The organism is Gordonia malaquae, from assembly GCF_037148075.1.
Classification (GTDB): domain Bacteria; phylum Actinomycetota; class Actinomycetes; order Mycobacteriales; family Mycobacteriaceae; genus Gordonia; species Gordonia malaquae.
Window position 1 is genome coordinate 393,254 of record NZ_JBBCUB010000004.1, and the last position, 13,265, is coordinate 406,518.

The 13,265-nt window shown below is 65.2% G+C and carries 13 protein-coding genes; 8 read left to right on the forward strand and 5 right to left on the reverse strand.

What is annotated here, in order from left to right:
• Window positions 1-3: 3 nt before the first annotated feature.
• Window positions 4-1,560 (reverse strand): serine/threonine-protein kinase, encoded by a 1,557-nt coding sequence (locus WFK36_RS16305; protein WP_336792922.1) that lies wholly within the window; start codon window positions 1,558-1,560, stop codon window positions 4-6.
• Window positions 1,561-1,671: 111 nt separating this feature from the next.
• Window positions 1,672-2,523 (reverse strand): serine hydrolase, encoded by an 852-nt coding sequence (locus tag WFK36_RS16310; RefSeq protein WP_008380996.1) that lies wholly within the window; start codon window positions 2,521-2,523, stop codon window positions 1,672-1,674.
• Window positions 2,524-2,699: 176 nt separating this feature from the next.
• Between WFK36_RS16310 and WFK36_RS16315 the strand changes: the two genes are divergently transcribed.
• On the forward strand, window positions 2,700-3,242 hold the full coding sequence (locus tag WFK36_RS16315) for a hypothetical protein (RefSeq protein WP_336792923.1): 543 nt from the start codon (window positions 2,700-2,702) through the stop codon (window positions 3,240-3,242).
• A 104-nt stretch (window positions 3,243-3,346) separates the two neighbouring features.
• Entirely contained in the window at window positions 3,347-4,078 is a 732-nt protein-coding gene (locus WFK36_RS16320) for an N-acetylmuramoyl-L-alanine amidase (RefSeq protein ID WP_419717502.1), read from the forward strand.
• A gap of 54 nt (window positions 4,079-4,132) precedes the next feature.
• Here WFK36_RS16320 and WFK36_RS16325 read toward each other — a convergent pair whose 3' ends face one another.
• Both WFK36_RS16325 and WFK36_RS16330 read right to left on the reverse strand, forming a co-directional pair.
• Entirely contained in the window at window positions 4,133-5,551 is a 1,419-nt protein-coding gene (locus WFK36_RS16325; protein ID WP_336792925.1) for a serine/threonine-protein kinase, read from the reverse strand.
• A gap of 54 nt (window positions 5,552-5,605) precedes the next feature.
• A complete protein-coding gene (locus WFK36_RS16330; protein ID WP_336792926.1) occupies window positions 5,606-6,229 on the reverse strand; it encodes a TetR family transcriptional regulator in 624 nt (207 codons plus the stop codon).
• A 172-nt stretch (window positions 6,230-6,401) separates the two neighbouring features.
• Between WFK36_RS16330 and WFK36_RS16335 the strand changes: the two genes are divergently transcribed.
• From WFK36_RS16335 to WFK36_RS16345, 3 genes are read left to right on the forward strand one after another with little or no spacing between them, the layout of a single operon-like run.
• Window positions 6,402-7,475 (forward strand): ferredoxin reductase, encoded by a 1,074-nt coding sequence (locus WFK36_RS16335; protein ID WP_336792928.1) that lies wholly within the window; start codon window positions 6,402-6,404, stop codon window positions 7,473-7,475.
• Between the two features lie 46 nt (window positions 7,476-7,521).
• A complete protein-coding gene (locus WFK36_RS16340) occupies window positions 7,522-8,676 on the forward strand; it encodes a fatty acid desaturase family protein (RefSeq protein WP_008380989.1) in 1,155 nt (384 codons plus the stop codon).
• A gap of 31 nt (window positions 8,677-8,707) precedes the next feature.
• Window positions 8,708-9,640, forward strand: a complete 933-nt coding sequence (locus tag WFK36_RS16345) for an alpha/beta hydrolase (RefSeq protein ID WP_336792929.1) — start codon at window positions 8,708-8,710, stop codon at window positions 9,638-9,640.
• 7 nt (window positions 9,641-9,647) lie between these two features.
• On the opposite strand, the gene WFK36_RS16350 is transcribed toward WFK36_RS16345, so the two are convergent.
• Window positions 9,648-10,511 carry a helix-turn-helix domain-containing protein gene (locus WFK36_RS16350; protein WP_336792931.1) on the reverse strand — a complete coding sequence of 288 codons (864 nt, stop codon included), beginning with the start codon at window positions 10,509-10,511 and terminating at the stop codon, window positions 9,648-9,650.
• A gap of 102 nt (window positions 10,512-10,613) precedes the next feature.
• On the opposite strand from WFK36_RS16350, the gene WFK36_RS16355 reads away from it, so the two are divergent.
• From WFK36_RS16355 to recQ, 3 genes are read left to right on the forward strand one after another with little or no spacing between them, the layout of a single operon-like run.
• A complete protein-coding gene (locus WFK36_RS16355) occupies window positions 10,614-11,057 on the forward strand; it encodes a nuclear transport factor 2 family protein (protein ID WP_336792933.1) in 444 nt (147 codons plus the stop codon).
• A gap of 49 nt (window positions 11,058-11,106) precedes the next feature.
• Window positions 11,107-11,364: a hypothetical protein gene (locus WFK36_RS16360; RefSeq protein WP_008380983.1), complete on the forward strand. Its 258-nt coding sequence runs from the start codon at window positions 11,107-11,109 to the stop codon at window positions 11,362-11,364.
• A gap of 3 nt (window positions 11,365-11,367) precedes the next feature.
• The gene (gene recQ / locus WFK36_RS16365) at window positions 11,368-13,200 is read left to right on the forward strand and encodes a DNA helicase RecQ (RefSeq protein WP_336792935.1); all 1,833 of its coding nucleotides are present in this window, start codon (window positions 11,368-11,370) and stop codon (window positions 13,198-13,200) included.
• The last annotated feature ends 65 nt before the right edge of the window (window positions 13,201-13,265 follow it).

A 13,265-nucleotide genomic window follows, 5' to 3' on the forward strand; every position in this document is an offset into this window, starting at 1 on the left:
CGCTTAGTAGATGTAGACGACAGCTTGATTGCCACCACGGCACGCGACGATTCCCGCGTAGGGTCCGCACTGCATCACGTAGTTGCGGGCCTGTTGAGGCGCCCACCCGTTGATCGTTCGTGATTCACCGAGCGGTCCGCTCGCGACATACGAGTCGCGCACGTTGCGGGCGAATTCGCACCCGGTCCACTGCGGGTACCCGGTGCCGACGCCGTCGTAACACTCCTGGTTGTCCGCGGGCGGCGGGCCCGGCGTGTACGTCGGCGTCGGGGTGGCCGTCTCGGTGACCGTCTGTTCGCCTTGACTGTCGACGTCGGCCACGTCGGTCGGCGAGCCGCCGGCCTGCGTCGTCGACGGATCCTTCGAGCCGAGCGAGTCGGCCGCCAGCCAGGCGCCGCCGCCGATCAGCGCCGCGACGAGGATCCCGATGACCACCATCAACGCGGTGTTCAGCGTGCTCCGTCCGGTCGGCACCGGACCTGTCGCGTACGGGTAGGGCTGGCCGGGGAAAGCCCCGACGGGCACCGGTCCACTCTGCATCGGGACCGGTCCGCTGGGTACCCGGTGCGGTCCACTGGCGACTGCTGCGGGGTAGTTCGGGCCCGCGACGACGGTGTGGCCGTGCGCACTGTCCGCGGGTGCGCTCGGAGCCTTCTTGACAAGCGTCAGCGCCGCATCATCGACGGGCACGATCGTCGTCTGTGCTTGCGCCACGTCCGGAGCTTCACCAGACAGGGCGCGTCGGGCGGCGCGGGCGAGGTCGCCTGCGGAAGGGCAGCGGTCCGCGGGATCCTTTGTCAGGCCCCACGCGAGGACGGCGTCCATCGGCTCGGACACCGCCGGGTTCACTGTCGACGCCTTCGGGATGTCGCCGAGCAGGACTCCCCGCATGACCGTCGACACCGACTCGCCGGGGTACGGCTGGCGTCCGGTGAGGAGCTCGAAGAACAGTGCGGCGAGTGAGTACACGTCCGACGCAGAACCCACCTCGCCGTCTTCGAACTGCTCGGGCGACATGTAGGCGACCGACCCGATGGCCGTGCCCGTGTGAGTGAGGTGGGTGTCGTCAGCGGCGTGCGCCACGCCGAAGTCCACGAGGTACGCGAAGTCGGCGTCGGTGACGAGCACGTTCTCCGGCTTCACGTCGCGGTGGACGAGACCGGCTTCGTGCGCCGAGTCGAGCGCCGCGGCGACCTGCTCGATCAGCGACACCGCCTCTTCCTGATCGAGCGCGCCGCGGTCCCGTAGGACGGCCCGCATGTCGCGGCCGTCCACCAGCCGCATGTCGAGGAACAGTGTCGACGAGATCTCGCCGAAGTCGTGGATCGGGATGATGTGCGGCTCGCCCAGGCGAGCGAGTGTCTGGCACTCCCGGCGGAACCGCTCCTGGAACGTCGGGTCCTGCGCAACCTGCGCATTGAGCAGCTTCAGTGCGACGTCACGATCTCGCGTCGTGTCGTGGGCTCGATACACCTCGCCCATGCCGCCGCGGCCGAGCAGTTCCTCGAGCCGGTACTGGCCGAACGTCTCGCCGACGCGGCTCGGCGTGTTCTCGCCCATCGATTGTCTCCTTCTTCGCAGCCTTGCCAGGCTAGGCCGCGAAGAAGGCGGACACTCACTCGAAACTGCCGTTCACCGGCGAATTCAACTGTTTGATTTAGTGCAAACGAACTAACAGGTACCGACCGGCATGGAACCGATGTTGGAACCGACCCATCGACCGACACGGTTGAGCATGGCGATCCCGTCGTCGAACGAACCGCTCGACGGCAGGGCCGCCATGCTCACCGCAAATGCGCCACGCGGGGTGGTGACGACTCCGAGCTGGCGCACGACATACTTCCCCGTTGCGTCGGACACCGGCCCCCAGCCGCCCTTCACCGCGGTCGACACTCCGCGCTGGCGCAAGATCTTCACTCCCCATTGCTGATTCGATTCCACTGCCGCCATGTGCCCGAGCACGCGATTCGAGTCGGGCAGGCACGGCAGGTGCGCTCCGAAACGAGACTGACGCGCCAACGTCCACTGGGTGGCGCCCGGGTAGCTCGCGGGCCTGTCGATCTGCGACGCGACGTGCGTGCGCGGGTCATGCCCTTCGCGCAGGACCGCCGTCACCTCATCGACCGCGCGACTGTTCGAACGCATCGAATCCCAGAGGTTCTCGGCCGCCGTGTTGTCGGAACGACGGATGGCCGCGCGGACGTCACCCGCGACTCGCGGGCCGTTCACCCGCTCGGCCGCGATCGACACCGGCACCTTGAGCGTCGACCACGCACGAGCTGTGCGGACCGGACCGAACGACATCGTCGAGTCGCCGCCGACCGGAGTGATGGCCAGCCCGACCGAACCCGACAACCCCCTGGTCGCGCGAGTGAAGCTCTTCGAGAGCTTCGCCTTCGACGCAGGCGGAGTGACGTTGACGTTCGGCAGCACCGGCAAGGCGCCCGCAGCACCGGCGCCCAGCGCAAAACCGCCGGCGAGTACAACAGCGACACACGACGACACCAGACCGCGACGAATCACACAAACCCCTTCAGCAACATGCGCAACACGCGTAACGCTAGTCAACTAGAGGCGAAGCGACCAAGGCGCGTGCCCCACCCGCAACGCGGGCGTTGCCGGACCGTTACTGGAGGCTCAAGACATCCGAACGTCCGACGAACAGTGGGAAACGGGTCATCACGGGCTAGTCTGACCGCATGTCCATGCCCCCTTACGGTGAGTATCAGCAGTACCCGCCCACGATGCCCGGCGGATATCGACCTCCGTCGAACCGTCGTACGCCGCTCATCATCGCGTTCGCGATCGCCGGCGTCGCGTTGCTCATTGCAGTGGTCGCCGTTGTGGTCGCCGTTCTCAAATCAAACGACGACAACGATGACGCTGTCGCATCGCGTACCACCACGACTACGATCGCCGCCCCCGGACCGACGACGACTCAGACCCAGATCGAAACGCCGACGACAGTCGTGCAGACCCCGAACCGCACCGACGTCCGAAGCATTCTCGCCAACCAGGGCTACGTATACGACTGCGACTCCAACGTCCTTCGCATGAGCACGCAGACTCAGTGCGGCTGGGCACAGAACGTACGACAGGCGACAATCTCACGAGGATCATTCAGTGGCGTCCCGATCTACAGCCCGTATCTGGGAAGCAACGTCTACACCACGTGCGCTGACCGCGGTTCGTACTACATCTGCCAGGGGCAGACCAGCAACACGATCGCGGTGATTAAGTGATGGCCAGATCCCGACGCTCAGCACCAGCAGCCTTGCTTGGGCTCACTCTCGTTTTGACATCGTGCTCGGAAGGGTCGAACACGCCTGTCGCAGTCGAAACAGTGGTGGTTACCAAGACCGCTACATCATCCGACTCGACCGCACCGAAGAGCGCATTCCCAGGTGAGTGCGAAGCGCCAACCGTCGCATTCGATCCAGGGCACAACGGACAATCGATCTCGGTATTCGACAAGACTACCGGCGTCGAGATGCGCGACTATCCGAACGGAGCCGAGGACGGAGACGTATTCGCCGTCGCAACCATCGCAAAACGCGGACTCGAGCACGCCGGCTACACCGTGGTGATGCTGAAGAAGAGCACTGCCGAAAGCGTCACTTACCGTGAACGTGTCAACCGCGCGGAGCGCGCTGGTGCCGACGTCGGAATCAGCATTCACACATCACCCGGCGAGCACTCTGTCTTCGACCAACGCCTCGGCGGATACCGCGAAGGAACCGGCGCAGACGGCACCCCGCTTAGAGTGACGTTCTCCAACGCCGCGATCGCCAAGCAGAGTGGCCAGATGTCGACCAAGTTCGCTGCTGGCCGCAGTCGGGTCGAGGGCCGCCAAGTCAATGTTGTTCAAAACAACTTCGGCGGTCGAGCCCCGTTGTGGGCAGGCGATCTCCCCATGATCTCGCTGATCTCACAGAAGGTCCCATGGGTCTACAGCGAATTCGGAACCTCAGACGGCGCTGGAGGCGCGAACCCAATCGGCAGCGATAACCGCAACCTGTACGCGAAGGCGATCGTTGCTGGTGTCAAGGCCGCACTGCCGAATAGGTGCCGGAGCTAGCGCCCCGATGCTTGACGCGGGTCCAAGGAGTCGCTCCACAGTTTTGTAGGCCGTTCAGTAGATATGAACCTCGGCGTTCACGCCACCTCGACAGATCACTATTCCCTGCTCCGGGTTGCATGACATCGCGTAGGTCCTTCCTGTTGTCGGCGACGCCGCATAGACAGTTCGACTCTGGCCAATAGGTCCACCACTGACGTATGCGTCTCGAACATTCAGCGCAAAGCCGCATGTCGTCATTCCACCGCCGACACCGACGCCATCGGCACACGCCATCGATCCCGCAGGAGGCGTTGCAGTCGTCGATTCCGCGGCTTCCAATGTGCTGGTGATCGTCGTCGTAGACGACGAGGCAGCCTCGGTCGAGCCACCTCGGACACCGAACCAGTACACAGCAAGTCCAGCTAGAGTGAGAATCATCAGACCTGCGATGATCGCGAGAACGACGTTCAGCGCCTTCCCATCTCGATGGCCGTACTGGTCGGGATACACCGGACCACTCGGGTACCCCTGCGGTCCCGTGAAAACCTGCTGCCCCGGGTAGCCGTGGGGACCCGAGTACGAGATGTGTTCGGTCGGCGCGTGCGATTCCGTAGCCTGCCGCTTGACCAGGGACGGTCCAACCATCGTGCGATTGAACGCGGGGTCCGCCGGTGCACCGGACAGTGCAGCACGTGCTGCGGCCGCGAGTTCACCGGCCGACCCGAATCGTTGACCGGGCTCCTTCGCGAGACCCCGCCGGACGACGGCGTCGAGCGCGGGCGGGACGTTCGGGCTGAAGGCGCTCGGTGCGGGGACCGCGTTCAACACTGTCGCCTTGACGACTGCGCTCACCGAGTCGCCGGGGTAGGGCTGTCGCGCGGTCAGGAGTTCGAAGAGCACCGCAGCGAGCGAGTACACGTCGGACGCGGGTCCGACCGGCACGTTGTCGAGCTGCTCGGGCGCCATGTAGGCGATCGAGCCGACCGCCGTCCCGGTCCGGGTCAGGTGGGCGTCGCCCTCGTGATGAGCGATGCCGAAATCGACGAGGTACGCGAAGCCGGCCGACGTCACCAGGACGTTCTCCGGCTTCACGTCCCGGTGGACGAGTCCGGCGGAGTGCGCCGCGTCGAGCGCGGCCGCCACCTGCTCGATGATGGCGACAGCGTCCTCGGGCGCCATCGCCCCGTCCGTACGGAGTCCGGCGCGCAGGTCTCGACCGTCGACGAGTCGCATGTCGAGGAAGAGCACGCCGTCGATCTCGCCGTAGTCGTGGATCGGGATGATGTGCGGCTCGCCGAGCTTGGCGACTGCCTGTGACTCGCGCCGAAAACGCTCCTTGTACGTCTCGTCCTCAGCGAGTTCGGTCTTGAGCAGCTTCAACGCCACTTCACGGTCGCGGGCGGTGTCGAACGCGCGGTACACCTGTCCCATTCCGCCTCTGCCAATGACGGCGCCGAGGCGGTACGGACCGAAATCGGAGTCTTCGTTCATGTCGACGATCATTCCTCATGAGTCCGACAGTTTCGACACTCGTCTAGACGACTGTCATCCCTTCGTACGCCACTGCGCCATGCCGAGGAAGACCATTACGAGTTGCTTCTCGGTTCGCGCGACGAGGCTGCGCTCAGACGACTCCCGACCGTCACCGTCGAGGAGTTCGGCGACGGCGGTCATCATGATCGTGACGATCAGATCCGCGGCGACTTCGAGGTCTTCGGCCTCCCACGCGACGAGCGCAGGCGTGCGGGCCAGGTCGATCGCGAGCTCACGCGACAGAAGCCGGAGCTCGGTGCCGATCGCCCGGCGCACCTCGGTGACCCCACCGTGCTGTTCACGGACGAGGAAGCGGAACTGCTTCTCGTCGGACTTCACCTTCTTGAGCAGGATCGCCAGCGAGTCTCTCGCCGTCGGCATCCCGCGGCCGGCCAGATCGCGTCGAGCCTCGCGCAAGGCGCCGCGCAGTACCCGCATGGCGTCTTCGACAAGAGTGACGCCGAGGTCCTCCATGGAGGCGAAATGGCGATAGAACGCGGTGGGCACAATGCCCGCTCCGCGCGCGACTTCCCGCAGGCTGATGCTTCCGAATGAACGGTCGTCCACCAATTCGATGGTGGTGTCGAGCAGCGCCTGCCGAGTCTGTTCCTTCTTCTCCGCTCGGCTTCCGGCCACCAGAGCAGTCTAGTTCACCCGGCATTCACGCACGTCGGCACCGCCGATGAGGACACCCGGACTGGTGATGACCGACACATCGAACGCCGCTTGACACACATCCGTACAGCAGCCATTCTTTTTTGTGTACAGATGTTCACTGAAATCTTGAACGAACTGAAGGAGACCCGGCATGGCAAACCGCATCGCGACTCTCGTCGGATCACTCGTCGAAGCCACAGCGACCCCGTACCCGGTCGATCGCTACCTGGAGTTCATCGACCCCATGCTCACCTGGCGCGACACTCGCGCCAAGGTCGTCGACATCCGCCGCCAGACCGACCGCTCGACCACGCTGACGCTGCGCACCACACACCAGTGGAAGGGCCATACCGCAGGACAGTATGTCGAGGTCGGAGTGGTCATCAACGGCACTCGCCATCGCCGCTTCTACTCTCCGGCCAACGCCGAGGCACAGCGCGGCGACATCGAGCTGACCGTCGCCGTCCACGAGAACGGCCTGGTCTCGAATCACCTCCGCAGCAACGTCCGCGTCGGCGACGTCCTCAGCCTCGAGACCGCAGGCGGAACGTTCGCACTTCCCGCTCAGCGTCCGGCAGAGATCGTCCTCATCAGCGGCGGCAGCGGCATCACACCTGTCCTCTCAATGTTGCGCACGTTGGTCTCCGAAGGCCACACCGGACCGATCACCTTCGTGCACTACGCCCGCAGCCCGCAGGACGTGCCGTACAGCGTTGAACTCGACGCGATCGCCCGCTCGGTGCCCGGCGTCGAAGTCCGCCTGCACTACACCCGCACCGCGTCGCCCGAACACTTCGCCGCCGACCACATCAACGACGTCGCCGAGCGCGACGGTGCACAGGTGTACATGTGCGGCCCGGCCGCACTGATGAGCGCCGTCCGTGAGTACGCCGACACCGTGGGCATCTCCGACCGCATCCACTCCGAAGCATTCACCATCGAGGCGCCGACTCCGGCCTCCGCCGATCAACTGGGCGGCGACCTGGTGTTCGCCAAGTCGAATGTGACCGCTGAGAACGACGGCCGCACCATCCTCGAACAAGCCGAAGCCGCCGGCCTGACGCCGGAGTTCGGATGCCGCATGGGCATCTGCTTCAGCTGCACCAAGGTCCGCAAGACCGGAACCACCCGCAACGTGGTCACCGGCGACCTGGACTCCGAACCCGACAAGCACATCCAGATCTGTGTCACGGCGCCGTGCGGCGACGTCGAGATCGACGTCTGACCAGCGCCGGCCGCCCACTCACCCGAGACAACGAAGGATCACGCACATGACCATCGCACCCCTCGCACTCCGCAAGAAGCAGCCCACCGAGATCGACCTCACCTTCGACCAGGTGGAAGCGATCGGCGCCGAACTCGAAGCACTTCGGGCCCGCATCATGGCCGACGTCGGCGAAAGCGACCGCGACTACATCTACAAGATCATCGGCATCCAGCGGAAGCTGGAGTTCGCAGGTCGCGCCGCCATGTACGTGCCGTTCCTGCCGCCGGTCTGGCTCGCCGGTGTCGCCGCACTCGGCGTCTCCAAGATCCTCGACAACATGGAGATCGGCCACAACGTCATGCACGGCCAGTACGACTGGATGCGTGAAGACACCTACAACTCACGCGAGTTCGACTGGGACACCGTCTGCCCGGGTGAGCAGTGGAAGCACAGCCACAACTACATGCACCACACGTACACCAATGTGCTCGGCGAGGACCGCGACGTGGGCTACGGCATCCTCCGCATGGACCGCGACCAGAAGTGGAACCCCTACTACCTGGGCAACCTCGGCTACGCGACCGCTCTGATGCTGCTGTTCGAGTGGGGTGTCATGCTCCACGACCTCGAGGTCGAGAACATCATCCAGGGCAAGCGGAAGTGGAGCGACGTCAAGGGGCTCCTGAAGGGCATGTGGCGCAAGGCGAGCAAGCAGGTCGCCAAGGACTACATCATCTACCCGGCGCTGACCGGCCCGTTCTTCCTGACGACAGTCGTCGGCAATGCGGCGGCCAACCTCATCCGCAACGTCTGGACGTACTCGATCATCTTCTGCGGCCACTTCCCCAGCGGCGCGCAGACGTTCAAGGCCGAGGACTGCATCGATGAGACCAAGGGCCAGTGGTACATCCGTCAGATGCTCGGCTCGGCCAACATCAACGGCGGCCGACTGTTCCACATCATGAGCGGCAACCTGTCGCACCAGATCGAGCACCACCTCTTCCCCGACGTGCCCGCCAACCGGTACCCGGAGATGTCTCCCGAGGTCAAGGCGATTTGCGAGAAGTACGGGCTGCCGTACAACACGGGCTCGCTCAGCGCCCAGCTCGGATCGACGTGGAAGAAGATCGCGAAGCTGTCGCTCCCCAACTGGATGACGCGCGACGACAACAACGTCGTCGTCAACATCGAGCGCACCAAGGCCGTCGAAGCGGCCTGATCGTCGCGCCTGCGGGGATAAGGTGCGGGCCATGGCGCTCCACGAGATCACATTCCCCTCACACAACGGTTCCGACACGATCCACGGCTGGATCTACCAGCCGACGCGCCCGGCGCGAGCAGTCGTGCATCTGATTCACGGTCTCGGTGAGCATTCTCGCCGCTACCTGCATCTGATCACGCGACTGCTCGACGCCGGGTTCGTCGTTGCTGCGGACGATCACGCAGGCCACGGCAAGACCGCTGCGGTCTCCGGGGTCTGGGCCGATTCCGGCGACGACGGCGCGGAGACGGCGATCGCCGATGAAGAGACGCTCCGGGCCAAGGTCCGCGAGTTGCATCCAGATCTGCCATACGTCGTGTTCGGGCACTCGTGGGGATCGATGATCGCTCGGCCGCTCGCGTCCCGCCTCGGGGACGACCTCGACGGCCTGATTCTCTGCGGCATCGCAGCTCAGATCCCCGGAGCCGACGCATTCGACCGTGCCGCTCTCGCCGCCGAGCCGGACCGTGCAGGCGCCGCCGACCTCGCGTACGTCGGGGCCCTCTTCGACGGGTTCGTGTCGCGTTATGGCGACGGCGCGGGACCGACCGACTGGGTGGCCCGCAGCCCCGAGGTCGTGGCCGACCATGCGATCGACCCGCTCAACAACTTCGGAGCTCCGATGAGCGTCCGCTTCCTGCAGGGCTTCGTGGCGGTGTACGACCAGGCCAACAGTGACGACTGGTACGCATCCGTCCGCGCTGACCTGCCCGTTCTCATTCTCGCCGGCGACCAGGATCCGGTCACCAACTATGGCGAAGGCGCCTACCATGTCGCCAACAAGCTGGTCGCGAGCGGCCACCCGAGTGTCCGGACCCGCGTCTACCCCGGGTTCCGCCACGAGGTGCACAACGAACCCGAGATTCGCGACGACGTCGAGTGCGAGGTGATCGACTTCGTGGAGCGGGCGATCGGCGTGTGACCGGCGGTCACCGAGTGTCTGCGGTACGGTGCTGCCCGCGGAAGCTCGACGGCGTCTCCCCCACAGCACGTTTGAACATCGTCGCGAAGTTCGACTGGTCGTCGTAGCCGAGCGCTCTGGCGATGGATGCGACGGGTGCGTCTTCGTGCACCAACATGCGCTGCGCCTCGAGGACGACCCGTTGCTCGATCAGCTGACGGGGCGACTGCCCGGTGCCCGCGGTCACCAGCCGGTACAGCGATCGCTCGGAGCACGCGAGCCGTCTGGCGTAGGAGCCGACGGACCTGTCTGTCAGGAAGTGGGCGTCGACGTCGCTGCGGAACTGCCGCACCCTGTCGTCGCCGACCACTCCAGACGACTGACCGTCAGCAGTGGTCACCATTGCGAGCACCGCCGCCGACAAGACGTGGGCCAGAATCGTGTCGGCGAACGCGGAGCCCGCCACCCGTGACTGCATGTCGAGCAGCGTCCGGAAGTCTCTCGTGAACCGGTCTCCGCTCGACGGCCAGTGGGATCGGCGCCAACCGCCACGCACACCGATGACCTCCGAGTCGCCCGGACTGATCATGCTCGTCGGAAACATGCACATCACGCCGTCGACGGCATGGATGTCGCCCCACTCCTGAACCTGACCGGCGTGGACCCAGAGGACATCGCCTGCGGTCAACGAGTACGTCGCGAAGTCGACGCTGTGCTCAGTGGCGCCGGACTCGACCGCGACGACGAGTTCAAAGCCGAGTCGTTGCGACCCGGTGAACTCACCGTCGGCCGCAGCGTCGCGGATGTCGGCGATCGCAGTGACGTCGACTGTTCCGACTCCAGGGTCGGGCGAGTACCCGACGTCGCGGATCGATGTCTGAAAATCACCCATTCTTGTCATCATAGAACCTGGTGGACGGGCGTCGGCAAACATAGCGTGGCAGAGGTGAAAATATCGACGCTGGTCAGAACCCTCCTCTCAACAGTCTCCGCGGTGATCGTTGCAGTCGCGCTTGCAGCCTGCGGATCATCCGACTCCGGTCAGGTTTCCGAGGGAGACCACACATCTCAGGAGGCGAACCGCGCTCTCGTCGTCGACTTCTACAACGGCTTCTTCAACAGCCACGACATCAACGCCGCCTCGGTGGTCGCCGACGACTACAAGCAGCACAACCCGCAGGTCCCGGACGGCAAGGCGCCGTTCGTCTCCTACTTCGCCGACTACTTCCGGGCCAACCCGCAGGCGAGCAACCGGATCGTCCGCAGTGCCACCGACGCCGACCTCGTGTACCTCCACGTGCATTCGGCATCCGGTCCGGGCGACCGCGGACAGGCCGTCGTCGACATCTTCCGGGTCGCCGACGGCAAGATCGTCGAACACTGGGACGTGATCCAGGACGTGCCCGCTGAATCCGCCAACGGCAACTCGATGTTCTGACGCCCGACCAACTATCCTCGCGGGAGCAGCTACATCGGGAGGAGCAGTCGTGGTCGGTCGACTCGAACGGAACAAGGACCTTGCGCAGGAAGTGGTGGAGAGCACCGCCCGCCGGGTCGGGAACATCGCGTCGATAATCACGACGGCGGTCGCCGCCGTCGCCCATGAGATCGGCGAGCTCGTCACCGACGGTTTCGAGATGCGTGAGGCGGCGAAGGCGGCGAGCGCCGACGATTCGCCCGCGCGCAAACCCGCCATGGAACTCGACTCCGTCAACGGCTACGACGCCGACGACGAGGACGTCTGATCTGTGTCGACTCCGCACGAGGTGCTCCGCACCGTCTTCGGATACGAACAGTTCCGCGGCGACCAGGAGCAGATCGTCTCGCAGGTCGTCTCGGGCGGCGACGCCGTCGTCCTGATGCCGACCGGCGGAGGAAAGAGCCTCTGCTACCAGGTGCCTGCGCTCATCCGCGACGGGTGCGCGGTGGTCGTCTCACCACTCATCGCGTTGATGTCCGATCAGGTCGGAGCGCTGCGTCAGCTCGGTGTCCGCGCCGCCTACCTGAACTCCACCCAGTCGTCCGAGGAACGATCGGCGACCGAGCGCGCGTACCTCGCCGGTGAACTGGACCTGATCTACGTCGCGCCGGAAGGCCTCAGCCGGCCGTACACGCGCGACTTCCTGTCGCGGGGCAAGCTGTCGTTGATCGCCATCGACGAGGCGCACTGCGTGTCGCAGTGGGGCCACGACTTCCGGCCCGACTATCTCGCCCTCGGCGATCTCGCCGAACTCTGGCCGGACGTCCCACGCATCGCGCTCACCGCCACCGCGACGCGTCGGACGCACGAGGAGATCACCGAACGGCTGCACCTGCAGAACGCGCGACATTTCGTCTCGAGCTTCGATCGCCCCAACATCACGTACCGCATCGAGCCGAAGAACCAGCCCACCAAACAGCTTCTCGACTTCATCCGCACCGAGGGCGTCGTCGACGGTGAACAGGCCACCGGCATCGTCTACGCGCTCAGCCGCAAATCGGTCGAGTCGACGGCCGCGTACCTGGTCAAGAACGGCATCAATGCCCTGCCGTACCACGCGGGGCTGGACAAGCGTCTCCGTGACGAGACCCTGCACCGGTTCCTTCGGGAGGACGGGATCGTCGTCGTCGCGACCATCGCATTCGGCATGGGCATCGACAAACCCGACGTGCGGTTCGTCGCGCACATCGACCTGCCGAAGAGCGTGGAGGGCTACTACCAGGAGACCGGTCGCGCCGGCCGTGACGGCCTACCGTCGGTGGCGTGGATGGCCTACGGCCTGGCCGACGTGGTCCAACAGCAGCGGTTGATTCAGATGTCCGACGGCGACGCGGCTCACCGCAGATCGCAGTCGGCGCACCTGAATGCGATGCTCGCCCTGTGCGAGACGGCATCGTGCCGTCGTCAACAGTTGCTGCGGTACTTCGACCAAGACAGCGGCCCCTGCGGAAACTGTGACACCTGCCTGACGCCGCCCAACACATGGGACGGCACCGTCGCGGCTCAAAAGTTGATGGCGACCATCTGGCGCCTCGACCGCGAGTACCGGCAGCACTACGGCGCCGGTCATCTCATCGACATCCTGCGGGGTGTCTCCAACAAGCGGATCGAGCAACTCGGCCACACGAACCTGTCGACATACGGCATCGGCACCGAACTCGATGCCGCCGGATGGAGCAGTGTCGTCCGACAACTCCTCGCGTCCGGCTATCTGGAGACGCGCGGCGAGTACGGCCAGTACTTTCTCACCGAGGCCGGTGTTCCCGTCATGCACGGCAAGGTTCCGCTCGAGTTCCGAGAGGATGCGAAGAAGGCGGGCCGATCGTCACGGCCGGCCAGGGCCGCATCCGTCGCCGCCGATCTGTCCGAGGACGACGCCGCTCTGTTCGAGTCGCTGCGGAAGTGGCGGGCGGCTGTGGCCAAGGAGGCCGAGCTTCCCGCATACACGGTCCTCGGCAACAAGACTCTCGAAGCGATAGCGCACATCCGGCCGTCCACGCGCGGGCAACTGCTGGCGATCAACGGGATCGGCGAAGCGAAGCTCGAGCGATACGGCGACGCGGTCCTCGAAGTGATCAGCGCGTACGACAGCGGGGCTTGACCCGCGGTGCGCTAAACCCTCGACGCGGCATCAGTACATCCGTACTGTGGGGCCGTCTCGATCGA

What these genes read in the sequence shown, in the direction of transcription:
- WFK36_RS16345 (WP_336792929.1), top strand. Translation starts at nt 8,708, where the DNA reads ATGGCGCTCCACGAGATCACATTCCCCTCACACAACGGTTCCGACACG.
- WFK36_RS16335 (WP_336792928.1), top strand. Translation starts at nt 6,402, where the DNA reads ATGGCAAACCGCATCGCGACTCTCGTCGGATCACTCGTCGAAGCCACA.
- WFK36_RS16340 (WP_008380989.1), top strand. Translation starts at nt 7,522, where the DNA reads ATGACCATCGCACCCCTCGCACTCCGCAAGAAGCAGCCCACCGAGATC.
- WFK36_RS16305 (WP_336792922.1), bottom strand. Translation starts at nt 1,560, where the DNA reads ATGGGCGAGAACACGCCGAGCCGCGTCGGCGAGACGTTCGGCCAGTAC.
- WFK36_RS16315 (WP_336792923.1), top strand. Translation starts at nt 2,700, where the DNA reads ATGTCCATGCCCCCTTACGGTGAGTATCAGCAGTACCCGCCCACGATG.
- WFK36_RS16350 (WP_336792931.1), bottom strand. Translation starts at nt 10,511, where the DNA reads ATGGGTGATTTTCAGACATCGATCCGCGACGTCGGGTACTCGCCCGAC.
- WFK36_RS16325 (WP_336792925.1), bottom strand. Translation starts at nt 5,551, where the DNA reads ATGAACGAAGACTCCGATTTCGGTCCGTACCGCCTCGGCGCCGTCATT.